Source organism: Maricaulis sp., assembly GCF_030149235.1.
Lineage (GTDB): Bacteria > Pseudomonadota > Alphaproteobacteria > Caulobacterales > Maricaulaceae > Maricaulis.
In genome coordinates, this window is sequence record NZ_JASBRW010000037.1 from 39,279 (window position 1) to 59,949 (window position 20,671).

Sequence of the window (20,671 nt, forward strand, 5' to 3'; positions counted from 1 at the left end):
TGACCGGGTAATGGTGCGCAAGTCGCTCAAATGGACGCTGATTTACCTCCTCGAAGCGGTGGTCGTCCTAATTACGCTGGCGATCTTCGGCCTGGGTGCGATTTTTTGGCGATTATCGTCCGGCCCCTTCGATCTCGATTTCTTCCGGGCTGATGCCCAGGCGATGATTGCCGATGTGTTTGAAGGCGACGTTGTCGCTCTGGGAGAGCTGAGTGCCCGGTATGACCCAGAGCTCAGCGCACTTATCGTCACCGCGGCTGATGTCAGCGTGGCCCAGGAAAATGGGGAACTGGTTGCACGGGCACCGCGGATCGAGGCCGGCGTTGCTGTCGGGCCCTTGCTGTTTGGCCGTATCGAAGCCGTCAGCCTGATGATCAATGGCGGTTCGCTGTCCGTTGTGCGCCGGGCCGATGGCGCCGTCGGTGCCGGGCTGGGCGGTGTCGAGCGCGTTCGTGCCAATGCCCGTCAGCCTGAAGGCGGCAGCGATGACAGTGCAACGCTGTTCGCCCTTTTGCAGGACCCGGAAACCACTAATGGCGGTCTGGGACAGCTCAGTTTTGTCCGGGTCGAGAATGCCAGTGTCAGGATCGTGGATGAGATCAGCGGCATTGCCTGGTTGGTCAATCGCGCTGGTGTCATGCTCGACCGCAATGAGAGCCGGATCGTAACCGAGCTACACGGCGAGCTGGCGACCCCATCCGGCTTTGCGCAGCTCGATATCCGGCTCCAGGCCGGCGCCGACCTGGATGCCCTGTTGCTGGAAACACAAATCGATAATTTGTCTCTCGCCACAGTAGCGCCGGATCAGGGGCCATTGGCGTTTCTCGGCGGGCTCGATGCGCCCTTACGTCTCGACCTGGTGATGGATGCACGGCGTGATTCCGGCATCCGCAACGCATCGCTGGAGCTGGAGGTCGGGGCGGGCCGAATTCTCGCTCAGGGCGTGGACCGTGACTTCCGCGGCGCCCAGCTGGCACTTGATTTCGACCCGATTGCAGGCGCGCTCACGGTTACACAGGGCGCGGTCGACTCCGATGTCGTGGCCGGCAGTCTCAGCGGTCAGATCTCGGAACTTGGCGGATATATCGGCGCGCTGCCGACCGAGTGGAATTACGAGTTCGCGGCTGGGCCGGGTTTCATCGATATGGGTGAGATTTTCTCGCGGCCGCCGCGCTGGGAGGGTTTGACCGTCGCCGGCAAGGCAGATTTGAGCCAGCGGCGCCTGGTCTTTGACCGGTTTGATTTCGAGCTCGATGGGGTGGCGGCCCGTCTTACCGGCGAGACCTCGCTCAGCGAGATTGAGGAAGGGCGCTGGCTGCCCAATCTCAGGCTGGAAGGGCCGGTCGAGGGCGATATCAGGGTCGATACGGTTCTGGCCTACTGGCCGGTCGAGCTCGCCGATAGCGCACGCAGCTGGATTGTCGACGGTATCTTGGGCGGGCGCTTCTACAATGCACGCGTATTCATGGATATCGACGCTGAGTCGATCGCGGCTGGGGAGCTCGCCAATGAGCGTCTCAACCTGTCTTTCGATGTCGAGAACGCCCGTGTCCGATATATCTCCACCATGACGCCGATCACGGAAGGCGTCGGACGTGCCGTATTGTATGGCAATGCGTTTGAAGTCTTTCTCACTGATGGCCGGATCGGCGATATCGAGCTGCTCGACGGGTATGTTGATTTTCCGCGTCTCAATCCGAAAGGGGCCATGGCCCGCTATGGCGGCCGGGCACGTGGTCAGGCGTCTGACCTGCTCAGCCTCATCGACGAAGAGCCGCTCGGCTTCCCGTCAGATTATGGTATCGACCCTGAGGCGGTTGGTGGCAGCGGCGAGATCGAGTTCGAAATCCGCCGGGCCATGCTTACCGAGGTCGCTCCGGAAGATATTCCCTTTGTTATTCGTGGTGGTTTTACCGAGGCGTCGATCAGCGTCCCCGACACGCCGTTTGCCTTGAGCGAGGGTGTCGTCGATGTCGAGGTCGACCAAGGCGGCCTGCGGGCCAATGGCACCGCCTTGCTCGCAGACACGCCGGTTTCCATCGTCTGGCTCGAAAATTTCCAGGCCGCTGACGATACTCCATCGACCACGGTCGAGCTTTCCGCCGATGTCGGTGCAAGGGCGTTGGATCTGTTCGGAATTCCGGCCCGTCGATATCTCAGCGGCGAGGTCGGCCTGGAAGCCCGGGCCCGGTCGAACGGTCTTGATATAGTCAGTATCGATGTCGACGCAGACCTGACCAATGCCGTGCTGGAAGCGCCGGAATCGGTTTGGGTGAAGGAGGCCGGGGTCGCCGGCATGGCCGGCTTCACCTTGAGCCGGAATGATCAGTCCGACTATGTCTTTGAGGAAGTCCTGGCCCGGACCGAGGGCGTCGATATTGCAGCCTCGGCGGTCCTGTCGCCAGAGGGTCGTCTGGTAGAAGCGGTCATCGACCAGCTCCACATCGAGGGCTTTATGGATATCGGAGGGCGTCTCGCAGCGCCGGCCGAGGACGGCGCCGCGTTTACGGCTCGGTTGTCAGGCGACTATGTCGACGCGCGAGAAATTCTTCCGCACATCAACCGCTTCCAGGGCGGCGAGGACGGCCTGCCCTTATCGCTTACCTTCGACGTCGCCAGTCTCGTGGTCTCCGACACCTCGGTTTTGAATGATTTCAGTGTGGTCTGGCGCTCTGAGGCGGCCGGGGTACGGGCTTCATCCATCTCTGGTCGGTCCGACGCCGGGCCGTTCTTTGTTAATTTCGGCGCGGCCGAGGAGGGCGGGAGCCGCGAGCTGCGGATTGAAACCCAGTCTCTTGAACGCTTGTCCGGTCTGCTTGGTTATGACGGTTATATTCGAGGCGGCCAGATGTCCGTCCTCGGCGAGGCCCCGCCGCTTGGCATGCCGGGGCCGCTGGAAGCCCGCGTCGAGATCAATGATCTCACCCTGGTCGAAGTCCCGGTCCTCGCTCGCATTTTGGCGGCGGGCTCATTTGAAGGTCTCGGCGCCTTACTCAATGGCGATGGAATCCGCTTTGACACGGTCAGCGCCGACATCATGATGCAGGATCAGTTGCTTACCGTCGGCGAAGCCCAGGCGACTGGGAGCTCGCTCGGCGTCACCGCATCCGGCACGGTGGACTTTGATGGGGAGCAGGCAGCGATCGACGGCAATCTGGCACCGTCCTACGCGGTCAATTCGCTCCTGGGCGATTTGCCGGTCATTGGCGAGATCCTGGTCTCGCGGCCGGGCGAGGGGATATTCGGGATCACCTATTCCGTTGAAGGCCCATTTGACAGCCTCACCGTTTTCGCCAATCCACTCTCGGTTATCGCGCCGGGTGTATTCCGGCGCATATTCGAGGGGACCGCAGCCGAGCGCGCGGCGCGCGAACGCGAAGCGGAGGCGGATGCTGCCTCGCTGCCCGAGCTATTGCCGGCAGAATTGGTAGAGCAGCTCCAGCGCGAGCTTGAAGCGGCGGCGCCTGAGGCGGGATCAGAGCCTCAGAGCGCAGAGGAACCCGACAGTGAGGAACCCGCCGGGCCTGAACCGGAAGCTGGAAACCGTTAGACCGGTTTGGCGAGGGCGTGCCGCTTCTTGCCGACCGAGAGCTTGATCGCACCATCGATGAGGAGGTCAGCGCTGGCCTTGGCATAGGGGTCCGTCAGCGGCTCGTCATTGACCTTGGCCGCGCCGGATTTCATGTGCCGGCGAACCTCGCCATTGGAGCCGGCAAGACCGGCTTCAACGAATAGGCCAATCAGGCCGACCTCGCCACTGTCCAACCCTTCAAATTCTACCGTTGGCAATGCCGCACCGGTTTTACCTTGGGCGAAGGTTTGTTTGGCGGTTTCCTCCGCTTCGCGTGCCGCGTCCGCGCCATGCATCATCGCGGTAGTTTCATTGGCCAGACGCACCTTGGCTTCATTGATCGCGGCGCCATCGAGCGCTTCGAGTTTGGCGATTTCGTCGAGCGGCAGATCGGTGAAAAGCTTGAGAAAGCGACCAACATCGGCGTCCTCTGTATTGCGCCAGAACTGCCAATACTCATACGGGCTCAACATATCGGCATTGAGCCAGATGGCGCCATCTGCCGTCTTGCCCATCTTGGCGCCTGAGGCGGTGGTGATCAGCGGCGTGGTGAAGGCATGCACTTCCTGCTGGTCGACACGCCGGCAGAGCTCGACCCCATTGATGATATTTCCCCACTGATCACCGCCGCCGAGCTGCAGGGTGCAGTCATAGCGACGGTTCAGCTCGAGGAAGTCGACCGCTTGCAAGAGCATGTAGTTGAATTCCAGGAAGGTCAGCGGCTGTTCGCGGTCGAGGCGCAGTTTTACCGACTCAAACGTCATCATCCGGTTGATGGTGAAGTGGGGGCCGAATTTGCGGAGGAAATCGATATAACCGAACTCGGACAGCCATTCGTCATTGTCGCAGAGAATGGCATCGGTCGGTCCGTCGCCAAAATCGATGAGCGGACGGAAGGCCTTGAGGATGCTCTGCTTGTTCGCCTCGATCTGACCCTCAGTCAGCATGGAGCGGGATTTGTCCTTGCCTGACGGGTCGCCGATTTTGGTCGTGCCGCCGCCCATCAGGGCGATAGGCCGGTGTCCGGTCTTCTGCATGACACGCAGCATCATGATCTGCACGAGTGAACCCACATGCAGGCTCGATGCGGTCGCATCGAAGCCGATATAGCCGGTGATCGGGCCCTTCTGCGCGCGCTCGTCTAGCGCATGCAGATCGGTGGACTGGAAGTGATAGCCGCGTTCAACCAGTGTGCGGACCAGATCGGACTTGTATTCACTCATTGGACTTCTCCTGATAGAGCGCTTCTAGGACGCGTTTGGGGACGTGAAAAGAGGAGAGGGCATGAAGCGTGTGATCGGCTTGATGAGCGGGACGTCACTTGATGGTGTGGATGGCGCGCTGGTCACGACGGATGGCGAGGCGGTCATTGCCCAGCTGGCGTCGGCCTATCGCGCCTACAGTGCCGAGGAACGCGCGATCCTGCAGGCCGCTGTCGACGCGGCTCTCACCTGGGGTTTTTCCGGCCCCCGACCTGATTTCACTGACGCCGAAGCGGTGTTGACCTGCGCCCATTCCGATGTGGTGGGGGATCTCTTGGGCGATGTAATGTTGCTTAAGGACGAGGTCGATCTAATTGGCTTTCATGGTCAGACCGTGATTCATCGTGCGCCGGACCATGGTCGCAAGGGCGAGACCTTGCAGATTGGCTCGGGTGCGGCGCTGGCCAACGCCACTGGCCTCCCGGTGATTTATGATTTCCGCTCTGCCGATATGCAAGCCGGAGGTCATGGCGCGCCCCTCGTCCCGCTCTATCATCAGGCGCTTGTGCAGGGTTCCGCGCTCAAGGGCCCGGTCGCGATCGTCAATATCGGTGGCGTGGCGAATGTGACCTGGGTGCCCGAGACGGGAGACCCGATCGCCTTCGATACCGGACCGGGCAATGGGCTGATCGATGCCTGGTGCCTGGACCAGTCCGGCAAGCCCTATGACGAGGGCGGGGAGCTGGCCGCCAGGGGGCAGGCCGACCTTGCCGTGTTGGAACAGCTCCTGGCGCATCCGTATTTCGCCAAACATCCCCCCAAATCGCTCGACCGTTGGGATTTTTCTCTTGATCCGGTTCGGGGGATGTCGACGGAAAATGGCGCTGCGACTCTGGTCGAGTTCACCGCGAAGAGCATTGCTGAAGCTCTCAACGCGGTTGGTCAGACCCGCCAAGTTTTCATCACTGGAGGCGGTCGGCGCAATCCGTATTTGATGCAGCGCCTCAGTGCGCGACTCGGGTTTGAAGTGCAGCCGGTCGAGGCCAGGGGTTGGGATGGCGACCTGATGGAAGCTGCGGCCTTTGCCTGGCTGGCCGCTCGCGTCGAGAGAGGCCTGCCGACGAGCCTTCCCTCCACTACGGGGTGCGCGGCGCCGGTATGTGGTGGGCGCAGGGCCGAACCGGCATAAAGGCAACAAAAAAGCCCCGGCATCGACCGGGGCTTTTGTTGGGTAGAGCTGATCTTGCCTAGCGCTTGCCGGTCATTTGCCGCTCGGAGCGTTCCTTCTCGACGATCGGCAGGCGGTCATCAAGATAGGTATTGATGCGGGTTTCCAAGACTTCCTGGTGTTCGGTGAAGAGGTGGTTGGCGTCCGGGATGATTTCGCGCGTGATTTCGATACCCTTCTGGACGCGGATCTTCGACATCACCCGTTCGACATCGTCCGGCGGCACAATCTTGTCGGCGCCACCATTGATAATGATGCCAGACGCCGGGCAGGGGGCCAGGAAGGTGAAATCATACATATTGGTCGGCGGGGCAATGGAGATGAAGCCGGCGATCTCCGGACGGCGCATCAGGAGCTGCATACCGATCCAGGCGCCGAAGGAATGGCCGGCGACGAAGCAGAAGCGCGCTCCGGAATTATACCCCTGAACCCAGTCAAGCACGGTCGCCGCGTCGGACAATTCACCGAGGCCCTGATCATAACTGCCCTGGGAGCGACCGACACCGCGGAAATTGAACCGCAAGGTCGCGTAGTCGCGCTTGCGGAAATTGTCGTAGAGCATCTCGACAATGGGATTGTCCATGCTGCCGCCGCCGAGCGGGTGAGCGTGCAGAATAAGGGCAATCGGTGCGGTCTCGTCTTCGCTTGGGCTGTAGCGCCCTTCCAGCCGACCGGCCGGGCCGGGAATGATCACGTCAGGCATTCAACGGGCCTTTTCCTTGTCTGTGTGCGTCACGGTGAAAAAATCGGGTTTGCGCTATTGAAACCCTGATTGACCGAGCGCATTTACTTGACTGTTTAGGTCGGGTATTGGCTGCGCACTGATTTCAGCAAGCACCAAACCCCGCCCCGAAGCGACGCGTCTTAGCATAATCACGGCAAAAGATGCGAGCATTTAAGGAGGTAGATACATGAAGCTCAGCACCAAGGGACGTTATGCCGTCATGGCGATGGCTGATCTCGCCTCGGCGAGCCAGGATGGCCCGGTCACTCTTAGCGATATCGCATCGCGCCAATCAATTTCTCTGTCCTATCTGGAACAGCTGTTTGCCAAACTGCGCCGCGCGGACATTGTGTCCTCGATCCGCGGTCCCGGTGGCGGTTATCGCCTGAGCCGCGAGCCGAGCGAAATCCGCGTTTCCGACGTTATCGTCGCCGTGGATGAGCCGCTGCGCGCAACGCGCTGCTCGGAAGCCAAGGGGTGCCTGGCTGATGGTCGTCGCTGCATCACCCACGATTTGTGGGATGAGCTCGGTCGTCATATCTACCTCTTCCTGAGTTCGATCACACTTGAAGATGTCCTGGAACGGCGCCTTCTCGGTGCGGCATCCGGTGCTATCGGGGCCAATGACCGTCTGCGAGCTGAGGCCGCCGAGTAATTCATGCCTGTCTACCTGGATCACAACGCCACGACGCGTGTGCGGCCCGATGTGGCCGCGCTGATCGCCGAGATCATGACCGAGGAGGGGAACCCGTCCTCGGTGCATTCGCATGGTCAAGCGGCGCGCAAGCGGGTGGAAAATGCCCGCCGGCAAATCGGCAAGGCGCTGTCAGCGCGGGCTGAGGATGTGATCTTTACCGGTGGCGGTACGGAAGCGCTCAATCTCGCACTCAATAGCGTGATTACTTCGGGCAGAGCCAAACGGCTCCTGGTGTCGGCCGTGGAGCATGAGGCGATCGCTGTAACGGCTGAGGCGAGCGGGCTGCCGGTCGAAACCGTGCCGGCCACGGAAGCCGGCGTGGCGGATCTCGCCTGGCTGGGTGAACGCCTGCAGCGCTGGAATGATGTCGATGAGGGTGTTCCTGTTCTCGCCTTGATGCTGGCCAATAACGAGATCGGCACGATCCAGCCGGTCGCGGAGGCGGCGGGCTTGGTCAAGGCCAGGAACGGCCTGCTGATTGTCGACGCGGTCCAGTCTGCGGGAAAGATCCCGGTCGATTTCGCCGGTCTCGGGGCCGACTACATGGCGATCTCCGGTCACAAGTTCGGCGGTCCCCAAGGCGTGGGTGCACTGGTCGCGGCCTGTGATGCGCCTGTGTCGCGTCACAGCCATGGCGGTGGTCAGGAGAAGGGCCGACGCTCGGGTACGTTGAATGTGGCCGGTATTGCCGGCATGGGTCTGGCGCTTGAACAAGCGGTTGCCAGCCTTGCAGATTTCGCTGCGCTTGCCGCCTTGCGCGACAAGGCGATCGACGCGATACGCAGCGCGCATCCCGGTGTTGTCGTGCTGGGCGAAACCGCGCCGCGCTTGCCCAATACGATCGGTCTTGCGGTTCCGGGCTGGCGCGGGGAAACCCAGGTGCTGGCCATGGACCTGGCCGGTGTTTCGATCTCTGCCGGGGCGGCCTGTTCCTCTGGCAAGGCCAAGGCCTCGAAGATCGGCACTGCCCTGCGGCTCGACGAGACGCTGTCTGAGGGTGTCATTCGGATCAGCCTGGGCTGGCCGACAACAGAAGACGATGTCGATGCGGCCATCAGCGCCTGGACCGGTGCCTGGGCCCGCATCCAACCGAAAATAAAAGAGACCGCCTGATCATGGCTGCAGTCAAAGAAACCATTGAAGACGTCAAGAAGCTCGAAGCCGACAAGTACAAGTACGGCTTCACCACGGACGTTGAAACCGAGCTCGCGCCGAAGGGGCTGAACGAGGATATCGTTCGCTATATCTCGGCGCAGAAGAATGAGCCGGAGTGGATGCTGGAATGGCGCCTCGATGCGTTTGAGCGCTGGCAGCAGATGAAGGACCCGACCTGGGCCAAGGTCGAGTATCCGCCGATTGACTATCAGGACATCCACTATTTCGCCGCCCCGAAGGCCGGCGCGAAGTATGAGTCCATTGATGATGTTCCGGAAGAAATCCTCAAGGATTTCGAAAAGCTGGGCATCCCGCTCAAGGAGCAGGAAGTCCTGCTCGGCGTAAAAGGTGCCGCAGAGAGCGCTGCAGAAGCGCGTCAGGCGCCCAAAGTCGCCGTCGATGCGGTGTTCGATTCTGTGTCGGTCGTCACGACCTTCAAGGCAGAGCTGGCCAAGGCCGGCGTGATCTTCTGCTCGATATCCGAAGCGATGCGTGATCACCCGGAACTGGTGAGGAAATATCTCGGTTCGGTCGTGCCGACCTCGGACAATTTCTTTGCCACGCTGAACTCTGCCGTCTTCTCGGACGGGTCCTTTGTCTATGTCCCGCCGGGCGTACGCTGCCCGATGGAGCTCTCGACCTATTTCCGCATGAATGCAGAAGGCACCGGCCAGTTCGAGCGCACCCTGATCATCGCCGACAAGGGCGCTTACGTCTCCTATCTGGAAGGCTGTACAGCACCGATGCGCGATGAGAACCAGCTCCACGCTGCCGTGGTGGAACTGGTCGCGCTGGACGATGCCGAGATCAAGTATTCCACGGTCCAGAACTGGTGGCCGGGCGATGAAAACGGCAAGGGCGGGGTCTACAACTTCGTCACCAAGCGCGGTGATTGCCGCGGCAAGAATTCCAAGATCTCCTGGACCCAAGTTGAGACCGGGTCCGCGATTACCTGGAATTACCCGTCCTGCATCCTCCGCGGCGAGAACTCGCGCGGCGAGTTCTACTCCATCGCCGTGACCAATGGCCGCCAGCAGGCCGATACCGGCACCAAGATGATCCATCTCGGCAAGGGCTCGACCAGCCGCGTCATCTCCAAGGGTATTTCGGCCGGGCGCTCGGATCAGACCTATCGCGGTCTCGTCTCGGTCCACAGCAAGGCCGAAGGCGCGCGCAATTTCACCCAGTGTGACAGCCTGCTGATCGGCGATCAGTGCGGCGCCCACACCGTGCCCTATGTCGAGTGCAAGACGTCTAAGGCGGTGCTCGAACACGAGGCGACGACGACCAAGCTCTCGGAGGACCAGCTCTTCTACGCCCGTCAGCGCGGCCTCGACGAGGAGGCGGCGACCGCTCTCCTGGTCAATGGCTTTGTTCGCGAGGTGTTGCAGGAGCTGCCGATGGAGTTTGCGGTCGAGGCCCAGCAATTGCTCAAGGTCAGCCTTGAGGGGAGTGTGGGCTGATGAGGCTCGAACAGGGCTTGATTCTTGGTCTCGCGAGTGTGTCGCTGGTGGCCTGCGGCTTGAGCGACACGGTCGAAGAGGTCGCGTCCACTCCGGTTGAGGACGTGGCGGCCACTTCGGATGCTGAGCAAGAGCCGATCTCGGCGCGATTCGAGGCGGCACCGGCCTGTGATAGTCTGGGCTATGACCAAGGTCGGACAGACTGCGTCCTGGCTCTGGGCGAAGATTTGATTGTCTTTTTCGACTATGGCCCCGTTGAAGATGACGGCTTCCGAGGGGCTTCCGCGCTGACCATCGCGGTGAACCTCGTCGACGACGGCGACTACCAAGTCTTTGAAGAGACGGTTTCGACCTCCAGAATTCCCGAGGTCGCCGACGTCAATAATGACGGCATGCTTGAGCTGATGGTGCCGACCTATCTGGGCAATGTGAACACCAGCTGGTCGGTCTATCAGCAATTGGGCGGTGGTCTGGCCAAGGCGGGCGAGGTGAGCGGTCTGGGTCTCTCTTACGATGACCAGTCGGGGCTGGCGGCGATCTCGGCGCGCTCCAGTGCTGTCAGTTGGGCCATTCAGCGTTACCGCCTGGATGAGGCGGGTCTGGCGCTTGTCTACACGCTCAATACCGATATGGCGGAGCAGACCTGCTCCCTGGACCAGGGCCCGGCCTTTGCCGCTAGTGGCCTGAATACAAATGACATTCTCACGCGCTGTGACGCGGGCATGGGAGAGGAATAAAATGCTGAAAATCAATAATCTCCACAATAAGGTCGAGACCCAGGACGGCGAGGAGAAAGTCATTCTGAAGGGGCTCTCGCTCGAAGTGCCTGCCGGCGAGGTGCATGCCATCATGGGCCCGAACGGCTCCGGCAAATCGACGCTGTCCTATGTGCTGACCGGCCGGGATGGCTATGAAGTCACGGACGGCGAGATGGAATTTCTCGGCGAGGAGCTGGGCGAGCTGGAGCCGGAGGAGCGTGCCGCCAAGGGGCTCTACCTGTCCTTCCAGTATCCGGTCGAAATCCCAGGCGTGCCGACCATCACCTTCCTCAAGGAAGCGCTCAACGCACAGCGCACGGCGCGCGGCGAAGAGGCGATGTCTGCGCCAGACTTTATGAAGTTCATTCGCGAGCAGGCCAAGGCGCTCGGCGTGTCGATGGACATGCTAAAACGTCCGGTCAATGTCGGTTTTTCCGGTGGCGAGAAGAAGCGCATGGAGATCCTGCAGGCGCTGATCCTGCAGCCGAAATTCCTCATTCTCGACGAGACCGATAGCGGTCTGGATATCGACGCGCTGAAGACTGTGGCCGAAGGCGTCAATACGCTGCGCTCTGACGACCGTGGCATGCTGGTGATTACCCACTATCAGCGCCTGCTGGACTATATCAAACCGGACGTCGTCCACGTCATGGCCAATGGCCGTATCGTCAAATCCGGCGGTCCGGAACTGGCCCATGAGCTGGAAGCGGAAGGCTATGACAAATTCATCGGTGAGGCGGCCTAAATGGGTGCAATCACGCATACGCCAGCAGAAAAAACGCTGATCGACCTGCTCGACGGGGCCGAGGACTGGCGCGCGGCAGCCCGCGATGCCGTCGTGCGGTTCGGTTTGCCGACCAAGCGGGCCGAGGCCTGGAAATGGTCGGATCTGCGACGGGCGAGCCACGGGATCGAGACGGCCGGCCAAGCAGAATTCCGGCTGAACGGTGCGACGGCCGCGGATCGATTGACGATCGATGCGGATGCCGAGCTTGAGCTAGCCGCTGAGGCCGGTATCTCGGTCGCCAGCATCGAGATTGATATTCCCGCTGGCACCCGTGTTGTGCTCAAGGAGCGCTACAGCCTGGCCGAAGGCGCTTTTCCGACAGCGCGGCTGGAGATTACGCTGGGCGAGGGCGCTGAGCTGGAACGCGTGGTGCTGTGCGATACGCCGGAGAACTCTATCCCGGTCGTGCGCAGCCGAGTAGTTGTCGCCAAGCAGGCGCATTATCGCCAAGCAACGCTGACTTTCGGCTCCAAGCTGACTCGCAACGAAACCCACATTACCCATGCCGGTGAGGGCGCCGAGGTTGAGCTGGGCGGTGTTTATCTGCTCGAGGAAGGCCGTCATGCCGATTTCACCTCGACCGTAACCCACACCGGACCGGGCGGAGTAACCCATCAGCTGCTCAAGGGCGCCGTTGCCGCGCATGCCCAGGGCGTTTTCCAGGGCAAGTTCAAGGTCGAGCAAGCGGCCCAGCAGACCGATGCGAAAATGACCCACCGCGCGCTGATGCTGGATGATCGCGCGGAGATCGATGCCAAGCCCGAGCTCGAGATTTATGCCGATGACGTCCAGTGCGCACACGGCAATGCCCTGGGGGCGATCGACGAGACGGCGTTGTTCTACATGCGTCAGCGTGGCCTGTCCGAGGTCAAGGCCCGGGCGATGTTGATCGAGAGCTTCCTTGCCGAACCGCTGGACATGATCAGTGATGACGTCCTGCGTGAGGAACTGGCCGCGATCCTGCGCCAGCGTCTGGGAGCTATCCGATGACGGCCCAGACCCCGATCAAGCTGCCGCTCAATATCGACGGCATTCGTGGTGAATTCCCGATCCTTCAGCGCGAGGTGAACGGCAAGCCGCTGGTCTATCTCGACAGCGCCGCCTCGGCGCAGAAGCCGGAGTTCGTTATCGAGAGCGTGGCCGGTGTTTATCGCGCGCAATACGCCAATGTGCACCGGGGCCTGCATACGCTGGCCAATGAGACGACCGAGGCTTTCGAGGCCGCGCGCGAGGATGTGCGCCGTTTTCTCAATGCCCGCTCGACCAAGGAAATCGTCTTCACGCGCGGGACGACCGAGGCCATCAACCTGCTCGCAGCCAGCTTCGGCCAGCTGTGGAAAAGCGGTGATGAGATCATCATCTCGCAGATGGAGCACCACTCCAATATCGTGCCCTGGCGCCTGATTGCCGATCGCATCGGTGCAGAGCTGAAATGGGCTCGTGTTACCGATGAGGGCGAGCTCGACTATCAACACCTGTCCGATTTGATCGGGCCTAAGACCAGGCTGATCGCCGTCACTCACATGTCCAATGTGCTGGGATCGGTGGTTGATGCGTGCCGGGTTATCGAGATGGCCAAGGCTGCGGGCATCCCGGTCATGCTCGACGGCTCCCAGTCAGCCGTGCACCTCGATGTCGATGTTCAGGCGCTCGATTGCGACTTTTTCGTCTTCACCGGTCACAAGCTCTACGGCCCGTCAGGTATCGGCGCGCTCTACTCCAAGGGCGACTGGCTTGACCGTTTGCCGCCCTACCATGGCGGCGGCGAGATGATTGCCGATGTCTACGAGGACCACGTCACCTTTGCCGACGTACCGCACAAGTTTGAAGCCGGTACACCGCCGATCGCCGATGCGATCGGTCTCGGCGCCGCCATTCGCTGGGTCGAGCGCTATGACCGCAAGGCGATTCTCGAACATGAGCGGGCCTTGCTCGATCGTGCCATGCGCGGCCTGGCTGAGATCGATGGATTGCGCGTCATTGGCACCGCGCAGGAGAAGGGCGCCATCATCAGTTTCGACATGGAGGGCGTGCATGCGCATGACATCGCCCAGATCGTCGACAAATATGGTGTGGCCATTCGGGCCGGACATCATTGCGCTCAGCCGCTCATGCGCCGTATGGGCGTCTCCTCCACAGGGCGGGCGAGCTTTGCCGTCTACAATACCGTCGAAGAAGCCGATGCCTTCGTCGAGGCCTTGAAGAAGGCCCGAGACTTCCTCATCTAGGATCCAAGATGACTGATAATTCCGAACGCGATGTGATTGACCTGTCTGGCTCAAAAATGCCGGCACCGGCCGAGCCGGTGACTGAGGCGCCGGAGGCTGGCGAGACTGCGCCGGTCAGCGCTATCCCGGAAGCCGAACTGGCGCGCATTACTGATGACATCGTCACCCAGCTCAAAACCGTCTTTGACCCGGAAATTCCTGTCGATATCTACGAACTTGGCCTGATCTACAAGGTGGATCTGGAAGATGATCGTTCGCTCAAGGTCGAGATGACCCTGACGGCGCCGGGCTGCCCAGTGGCCGGGGAAATGCCTGTCTGGGTCAAGGATGCTGTGGAACAGGTCGATGGTGTTGAGAAGGCTGTCGTCGAGCTGACCTTTGAGCCGCCCTGGACGCCGGAGCGGATGTCGGATGAAGCGCGTCTCGCGCTCAACATGTTCTAGGGAGAGCGATCATGCGTGAACGCCCCAAAGCCGTAAGCCTGACCGATGCCGCCGCTGAGCGTGTCAAATCCATCATGGCCAGCCGCGAGAAGGGATTCCTTCGCGTCGGCGTCAAGAATGGCGGCTGTGCCGGTATGGAATACGTCATGGAATACGTCGAGGCGCCGGAAGCCCTGGACGAGCGCGTCGAGGACAAGGGCGTTGAAATCGTGCTTGAATCCAAGGCCTTGCTTTTCCTTCTGGGCACCCAGATCGACTATGAAGTCACGCCGTTGCATGCGAAATTCACCTTCAATAATCCGAACCAGACGGATGCGTGTGGCTGCGGCGAAAGCGTAACAATCATTCCGGTGACGGAAGTCTAGCCCATTGAAACTCCTCGTCTCTGACACTTCGCCCTATGCCCGAAAATGCCGCATTCTGGTGCACGAACTGGGCCTGGGTGACCGGGTTGAGGAGGTTGATGCGCATCCGTTTCAGGATGGCGAAATCCTTCTGGAAGCCAATCCGCTCGGGCGTGTCCTCGCCCTCATCATGGATGATGGGCGGGCGCTGACTGAGAGCCTGTTGATCGGGACTTATCTGGCAGCCCAAGCGGACCAGCCCTGGGGTGAGGACTGGGATGAATGGCGTCTGCAGACTCTCGGCTCCGGTCTCATTGATCTTGCGGTTGGTCGCCGGGTGGAGATGGTCCGGGATGAAGCGCTTTACAGCGACTACTGGATCGGGCGCCGCGAGCGCGGGATCGCCCGGGCTCTGGACCAGCTCGAGCCCGAAGCGGCGGGACTGTCCCAGCCCCTTGGCTTTGCCGGGCTGACCATAGCCGTTGCTCTGGATTATCTGGATTTTCGCTATCCCGAGGCGAATTGGCGCGAGGCGCGACCGCATCTGATCGCACTGCACGGTTTCTGGTCTCAGCGGGAGAGTTTTGCGGTCACACGTCCGCCGGCGGACGCCTGATCAGGCTGCGTCGCGTGACGAAGCTGCCGTATCAGATGTTGCCCGATTGCGGCCTTCGGTCTTGGAGCGATACAGATTGGTGTCTGCACGCTCGATCAATTCTTCGATCGATTCCTCGCCCGTATAATTGGCGATACCAAGCGAGACGGTGATATTGCCGAGATCCTCATTGGTCGATTTGCGCAGCAATTTTTTAGATTCGACCGTCTTGCGGATTTTCTCGGCGATGAGGGACGCGTCGGCTATCGACGTCGACGGCATGACAATCCCGAATTCCTCACCGCCATAGCGGGCGACGAGATGTTTCTCCATCGAATGCCGGGTTAGGCAGCCAGCGACAAAGCGAATGATCTGGTCACCGGTCTGGTGGCCCCAGGTGTCGTTGAAGCGCTTGAAGAAATCGATATCGCAAAGGACCAGGCTGAGCGGTTCCTTGGTGCTGTCGGCACGGCGCTTGGCCTTGCGCAGGCTTTCATCGAAACGCTTGCGATTAGCAATGCCGGTGAGGGCATCCGTCATGGCTTCCTCGCGAACCTTTTCCAGGTTCGAGCGCAGCTGGGTCACCTCGTTGCAGGTCTCCTGCAGTCGCTTTTCGAGATCCTGCGAGCGCCGCTGCATCTTGGCCGTAGCCGACACCAGCGATTCGACGAGGGTCTTGATACCATTCTCGTCTTTCACGCCCTCAAGCTTGCTGGAGGCCCCTTCAAGGGCCTGACCGTAAGCGGCTGTATCGCGCTCGGCTGCGGCCAGGCTTTCCTTTACGGCGCCAAGCTCGCGGGACATGGCGCCGCCGCTTTCCAGGACCGCATCCTGGATGGCCCGCCATTGGAAATACTGGGCGAATAGTTCGGCGTTGAAACTTTCGGAGAACGCCTCTTGGGCTTCGATGCGCGCCGCAATGCTGGCGCAAAGCTCCGGGTTGCTCTCTGTGGCGAAGGAAATCCAGACGGCGTAGTTTTCCGGCGTCGGCGGGACGTCATGCTCTGCCATGAGCTCAAGCGCATTAGACGCGAGCTCCTGCCCCTCATTTCCAAGCAATCGACCGTTCACTGCCAACCCTTCCATTCGCGGAATCGATCTTGTTCGACCCCTTGGAGCGGAAGCTAGCGTCTAAAGGAAAAGAAGAGGTAAAAATCGGGCATAAGCTCAGAGCCAAGCCGCGATTTTTGGCGGTCAGAGCACTTGTATTACGGTCGGCTACAGCGCTTAGGAACCGGCGCGCATGAAGTCGGGAACGTGGTCACCGAAACCGACGACGCGCTTGTTCTCCCGCTCATCCGGTCTGTCCTTGCGTGCGGAACGACCGCGATCGGGCTTGGCCTGGGGCTTTTTCTCTTCGGTGATTTGCGGCTTCTCGGAGCGTTCCTTGGGCTTGGGGCGATCTTCGCTCCTGCGCTTGGAGGACCGGCTGCGCGGTTTTTCGCCAGCATCGGCCAAAGCGTCTGCAAGGCCTTCTAGTGCCAGTTCGGGAACGTCGGCCTTGATCAGCTTGAGGACGGCGTCGAGGGACTTGGAATCTGCCGGTGTGCTGATCGTTACCGATTCACCGGTTTTGCCAGCGCGACCGGTGCGGCCGATACGGTGCACGTAATCATCGGCATGGTGCGGTACGTCATAGTTGAAGACGTGGCTGACATTGGGAATGTCCAGCCCGCGCGCCGCGACGTCGCTGGCGACAAGGAATTTGAGCTCGCCGGACTTGAAATTGTCCAGCGTTGCCGTGCGGGCGCTTTGGTCGAGATCCCCGTGGATCGGATCCGCCGAGAAGCCATACTTCTTCAAAGAGCGGGCGATGATGTCCACATCGCGCTTACGATTGGCGAAAATAATGCCATTGCGGACACCGTCACGGGACATGGCAAGGCGTAGTGCGGTGCGTTTGGCCTTCGGCACATTGGTGTCGAGGCGGACCAGGAACTGGGTGATGTTGGCACTCGTTGTCGCCGGACGGGCCACCTCGATACGCTCCGGATTATTCAGGAACCGATCGACAAGCGACTGAATTTCCTTCGGCATCGTCGCCGAGAAGAAGAGCGTTTGTTTGCGCGGCGGGGTCAGGGAGAAAATTTTCTCCAGATCCGGAATGAAGCCCATATCGAGCATGCGGTCGGCTTCATCGACGACCAGCATTTGTACGCCATTGAGGAGCAGTTTGCCGCGCCCGAAATGGTCGAGCAGGCGCCCGGGCGTTGCGATCAGGACGTCAGCGCCGCGATTGAGGATTTCCTCCTGCGGACCGAAAGCCACGCCGCCGATCAGCAGTGCCATGGAGAGTTTCTGACCGGTCGCATAGGTCTCGAAATTCTCCGCGCATTGCGCAGCAAGCTCCCTGGTCGGGGCGACGATCAGCGAGCGCGGCATGCGGGCCTTGGCCCGGCCGCGCGCCAGCTTCTCGATCAGGGGCAGGGTGAAAGACGCGGTCTTGCCAGTGCCGGTCTGGGCGATGCCAAGGACGTCGCGCCCCTGCAGGGCGAGCGGAATGGCACCGGCCTGGATCGGCGTCGGTTCGGTGTAGCCGGCGGCTTCGATGGCCGCGAGGAGTTTCGGGCTGAGCCCGAGCGTGTCGAACGTCATGGCGTCCTTTAAAGACTGGTCCAAAAGCAACGGCCGCGCCGGGTGGCGCGGCCGCTTTGGTGGCGCAACATACGGGCCCGGTGCGCGCTGTCAACGCGCACGGGCTGAAACGTTAGCGCCGATAAGCGTAAGGCGTGTCGTCCGTGATATCCATGTAACGGTCACGCAGGCGCGTCTGGCGGGTTTCCATGTCGGTTTCCTCGCCATCGATCAGGACGTGGGTCGGCGCCGACATGACCTCGAGCGGGTCGCCATTCCAGACCACCACATCGCCGGCATAGCCGGCGGCCAGGGCCCCATAACGGGCACCGACGCCGTAGATTTCGGCCGGCGTCAGGGTGATGGAACGGAAGGCCACATCCCATGGAACGCCATTGGCCACGGCATTGCCGGCATGCTGGGGCAGGAGCCGGGCATTCCAGTACCCGTCCGCGGTTTGCGTGGTGTAGGCCACGGTCACGCCAGCCTCATGCAGGCGCGCAGCGTTTTCCAACGTTGAGCCGATGCGGTCGAAGGACCCGGGCAGGTTCGAGATCGGGTCGATCAGAACCGGCACGTTGGCAGCGGCCAGCTCGTCGGCCACCATCCAGGCTTCTGCTCCGCCATGAATGATCAGCTGTACCGGCTGGTTTTCGGCCTGGAAACGCAGGGCCCGGCGGATGTCCGCCGCGCGGTCAACCTCAACCATCAACGGCATGCGGCCGCGCACGACGTCAACCAGAGCGGCCGCATCATAGCGATGCAGGGCGTCGCCCTCCGGGTGCGCGGCATAACGGCCCGGGTAGAAACGGGTGTCGCCGAAGGCGGCTTCCAGGAAGGTCCAGGCGGCTGCGCGTGAGCCCCCTGCAGTACTGGCTCCGGACTGGCTCAGATCGGCAAAGACAAAACTGCCCGTGTCGAAGACCGAGTCGGTTTCGCCACTGGTATTGATCAGGGCACCGCGACCCCCGAAGATATTATGCCCGGTAGAGGGCACCAGGGCCGCCCGGGTAATGCCTTCAACCCGCGTGGTCGGGATGTGCATCCCGGCCGGGTTGAAGCTGTCGGCGACGTCGAGCGCCACCGAATAGGGCGAATCGTCTGCGCCGGAGTCATTGGTGGAGCTTTCCAGAGCCACCTCAACAAGGCCGAGCTGGGTCACCGGGGCAAAAATGCCCGGGGTGATCCAGCCACCATCCGCATCAATGACGGTCGCGCCTGCGGGGATCTGAACATTGGCACCAACGGCCACGATATCGCCGTCCCGAACCACCACAGTGCCATCATCGATGATCCCGGCACTGGTATTGGTGACGACGCGGCCATTGGTAACGGCGTAGGTTTGGGCCATGGCGGGCAGGGTGCAGGCCAGGCTGAGAGCAATCGCGCTGAGTGTGCGTTTCATTACTGATCTCCTTCGCCCGGCTGGCCGACCATGAAGTCGCGGACCGGCTGCAAGCTTTCATTGGAACGGTCATAACGCAGGGATCCATCGATCCAGACCTGGTCCGCCCGCGTGTAGGTGCTGAACGGATTGCCCGACCAGAGCACGACATCGCCGCGCAGTCCCTCGACGAGGGAACCCGTCTGATCATCAATGCCAAGCCCTCGCGCCGGGTTTGAGGATAGCCAGCTCCAGGCTTCCGCCTCGCTGATGTCGAGACCGGCGGCCCGTCCGTCTGCCAGGGCCTTGGCCACTTCCTGGTTGAGGCGCTGGATATTGAACGCATCATCAGAGTGGATCATGGCACAGGCGCCATTGGCATGCAGGAGCGGCAGGTTTTCGCGAATGGAATCATAGGCCTCCATCTTGAAGCCACCCCAATCGGCCCACACCGCCGAACAGGCATTGGCTTCAGCGAGGATGTCCGGGATCTTGTAGGACTCGACCGCGTGGTGGAAGACCGAGACCTGATAGTCGAACTCGTTCGACATATCGATGATCTGCGCCATCTGGTCCGACCGGTAGCAGTGCATATGCACCAGGATATCGCCGTCAAGCACGCCCATCAGCGTATCCAGCTCGATGTCGCGGGTCGGTGCGGAAACATCTTCACCCGCTTCCGCATCTTCCCAGTATTCATGCCAGCGATCGCGATAGTCTGAGGCGCGCTGCCAGGCGGCGCGATAGCCAGCCATATTGCCCATATCGGTAGCCGGTGAACGGCCGCGATTGCCATAGACGCGGGCCGGGTTCTCACCACAGGCCATTTTCAGCGTATAGGGCGCATCAGGGAATTTCATTTCCTGTACCGTGCGGCCGCTGACATTGCGCAGCGTGATACCACGCCCGCCGAACAGGTTGGCCGAACCCGGCAGGATGTGGAGGGTGGTGATCCCGCCTGCCAGCGCGGCTTCAAAACCGGGGTCCTGCGGCCAGACACTGTGCTCGACCCAGACTTCTGATGTTACCGGCTGGGTGGCTTCATTGCCGTCGCTGTGGGCGCTGACGCCCGGCGAGGGATAGACGCCCAGATGGGAGTGAATATCGATCACGCCCGGGGTGACGAAACGGCCCGCCCCATCGATCACTGTGGCGCCCTCCGGTGCCTCCAGGCCCGTGCCGACGGCAGCAATACGGCCGTCGACCATTAGCACGTCGCCATTTTCGATGCGTCCGCCAATACCGTCAAACACGGTGGCGCCCCGGATCAGGGTCGGCGTGCTGGGGCGCGGTACATAGGTAGACGGATAGGGATCGGTTTCATGGCGGACAATGGTGGTTTCACCCTCATCACCGCCAGCGCTGTCATTGCTCGTACTGTCGCCGCCGCCATTGGAACAGGCGGACAGGACTAGCACAGAAGCAAGCGCCGCTGTGGTCTTCCAAGTATCGAATATCATTGGGGAGTGCCTCCCTTTACCCCTGAGTCGCGAATGCGACCTCTATTGAACGCAATCG

At 61.2% G+C, this 20,671-nt stretch carries 18 protein-coding genes; 12 read left to right on the forward strand and 6 right to left on the reverse strand.

Annotated elements, in window-relative coordinates; genetic code table 11:
• The first annotated feature begins 10 nt into the window (after positions 1-10).
• Complete coding sequence (locus Q1V51_RS05400; protein WP_300553888.1) at positions 11-3,550, forward strand: AsmA-like C-terminal region-containing protein; 3,540 nt, start codon at positions 11-13, stop codon at positions 3,548-3,550.
• Here the strand turns inward: Q1V51_RS05400 and tyrS are convergent.
• The gene (gene tyrS / locus Q1V51_RS05405; protein ID WP_300553891.1) at positions 3,547-4,794 is read right to left on the reverse strand and encodes a tyrosine--tRNA ligase; all 1,248 of its coding nucleotides are present in this window, start codon (positions 4,792-4,794) and stop codon (positions 3,547-3,549) included. The genes Q1V51_RS05400 and tyrS overlap by 4 nt on opposite strands.
• Before the next feature lie 61 nt (positions 4,795-4,855).
• Here tyrS and Q1V51_RS05410 point away from each other — a divergent pair, with 61 nt between their 5' ends.
• Positions 4,856-5,962 carry an anhydro-N-acetylmuramic acid kinase gene (locus tag Q1V51_RS05410; protein ID WP_300553893.1) on the forward strand — a complete coding sequence of 369 codons (1,107 nt, stop codon included), beginning with the start codon at positions 4,856-4,858 and terminating at the stop codon, positions 5,960-5,962.
• Between the two features lie 58 nt (positions 5,963-6,020).
• Here the strand turns inward: Q1V51_RS05410 and Q1V51_RS05415 are convergent, their stop codons facing one another.
• Positions 6,021-6,704, reverse strand: coding sequence for an alpha/beta hydrolase (locus Q1V51_RS05415; RefSeq protein WP_300553896.1), 684 nt, complete (start codon positions 6,702-6,704; stop codon positions 6,021-6,023).
• Positions 6,705-6,912: 208 nt separating this feature from the next.
• Here Q1V51_RS05415 and Q1V51_RS05420 point away from each other — a divergent pair, with 208 nt between their 5' ends.
• The 10 genes from Q1V51_RS05420 to Q1V51_RS05465 are packed head-to-tail and all read left to right on the forward strand — an operon-like array spanning position 6,913 to position 15,216.
• Complete coding sequence (locus Q1V51_RS05420; RefSeq protein ID WP_300528609.1) at positions 6,913-7,380, forward strand: Rrf2 family transcriptional regulator; 468 nt, start codon at positions 6,913-6,915, stop codon at positions 7,378-7,380.
• Between the two features lie 3 nt (positions 7,381-7,383).
• Entirely contained in the window at positions 7,384-8,535 is a 1,152-nt protein-coding gene (locus Q1V51_RS05425) for a cysteine desulfurase family protein (RefSeq protein ID WP_300553899.1), read from the forward strand.
• 2 nt (positions 8,536-8,537) lie between these two features.
• Positions 8,538-10,040, forward strand: coding sequence for a Fe-S cluster assembly protein SufB (gene sufB / locus Q1V51_RS05430; protein ID WP_300553902.1), 1,503 nt, complete (start codon positions 8,538-8,540; stop codon positions 10,038-10,040).
• Positions 10,040-10,777, forward strand: coding sequence for a hypothetical protein (locus Q1V51_RS05435; protein ID WP_300553905.1), 738 nt, complete (start codon positions 10,040-10,042; stop codon positions 10,775-10,777). The genes sufB and Q1V51_RS05435 overlap by 1 nt, the downstream gene beginning before the upstream one ends.
• A 1-nt stretch (position 10,778) precedes the next feature.
• Positions 10,779-11,543 carry a Fe-S cluster assembly ATPase SufC gene (gene sufC, locus Q1V51_RS05440; RefSeq protein WP_300553908.1) on the forward strand — a complete coding sequence of 255 codons (765 nt, stop codon included), beginning with the start codon at positions 10,779-10,781 and terminating at the stop codon, positions 11,541-11,543.
• Positions 11,544-12,575: a Fe-S cluster assembly protein SufD gene (gene sufD / locus Q1V51_RS05445; RefSeq protein ID WP_300553911.1), complete on the forward strand. Its 1,032-nt coding sequence runs from the start codon at positions 11,544-11,546 to the stop codon at positions 12,573-12,575.
• Positions 12,572-13,813, forward strand: coding sequence for a cysteine desulfurase (locus Q1V51_RS05450; RefSeq protein ID WP_300553913.1), 1,242 nt, complete (start codon positions 12,572-12,574; stop codon positions 13,811-13,813). The genes sufD and Q1V51_RS05450 overlap by 4 nt, the downstream gene beginning before the upstream one ends.
• 8 nt (positions 13,814-13,821) lie before the next feature.
• The gene (locus tag Q1V51_RS05455; RefSeq protein WP_300553916.1) at positions 13,822-14,256 is read left to right on the forward strand and encodes an SUF system Fe-S cluster assembly protein; all 435 of its coding nucleotides are present in this window, start codon (positions 13,822-13,824) and stop codon (positions 14,254-14,256) included.
• 11 nt (positions 14,257-14,267) lie between these two features.
• Complete coding sequence (locus Q1V51_RS05460; RefSeq protein ID WP_300553918.1) at positions 14,268-14,621, forward strand: iron-sulfur cluster assembly accessory protein; 354 nt, start codon at positions 14,268-14,270, stop codon at positions 14,619-14,621.
• Positions 14,622-14,625: 4 nt separating this feature from the next.
• Complete coding sequence (locus Q1V51_RS05465; RefSeq protein WP_300553921.1) at positions 14,626-15,216, forward strand: glutathione S-transferase N-terminal domain-containing protein; 591 nt, start codon at positions 14,626-14,628, stop codon at positions 15,214-15,216.
• On the opposite strand, the gene Q1V51_RS05470 is transcribed toward Q1V51_RS05465, so the two are convergent.
• The 4 genes from Q1V51_RS05470 to Q1V51_RS05485 all read right to left on the reverse strand — a co-directional run bounded on the left by Q1V51_RS05470 (position 15,217) and on the right by Q1V51_RS05485 (position 20,613).
• A complete protein-coding gene (locus Q1V51_RS05470) occupies positions 15,217-16,206 on the reverse strand; it encodes a GGDEF domain-containing protein (protein WP_300553924.1) in 990 nt (329 codons plus the stop codon).
• 216 nt (positions 16,207-16,422) lie between these two features.
• The gene (locus Q1V51_RS05475; protein WP_300553926.1) at positions 16,423-17,790 is read right to left on the reverse strand and encodes a DEAD/DEAH box helicase; all 1,368 of its coding nucleotides are present in this window, start codon (positions 17,788-17,790) and stop codon (positions 16,423-16,425) included.
• Between the two features lie 112 nt (positions 17,791-17,902).
• The gene (locus Q1V51_RS05480) at positions 17,903-19,174 is read right to left on the reverse strand and encodes an amidohydrolase family protein (protein WP_300553930.1); all 1,272 of its coding nucleotides are present in this window, start codon (positions 19,172-19,174) and stop codon (positions 17,903-17,905) included.
• Entirely contained in the window at positions 19,174-20,613 is a 1,440-nt protein-coding gene (locus Q1V51_RS05485) for an amidohydrolase (RefSeq protein WP_300553933.1), read from the reverse strand. The genes Q1V51_RS05480 and Q1V51_RS05485 overlap by 1 nt, the downstream gene beginning before the upstream one ends.
• Positions 20,614-20,671 lie beyond the last annotated feature (58 nt).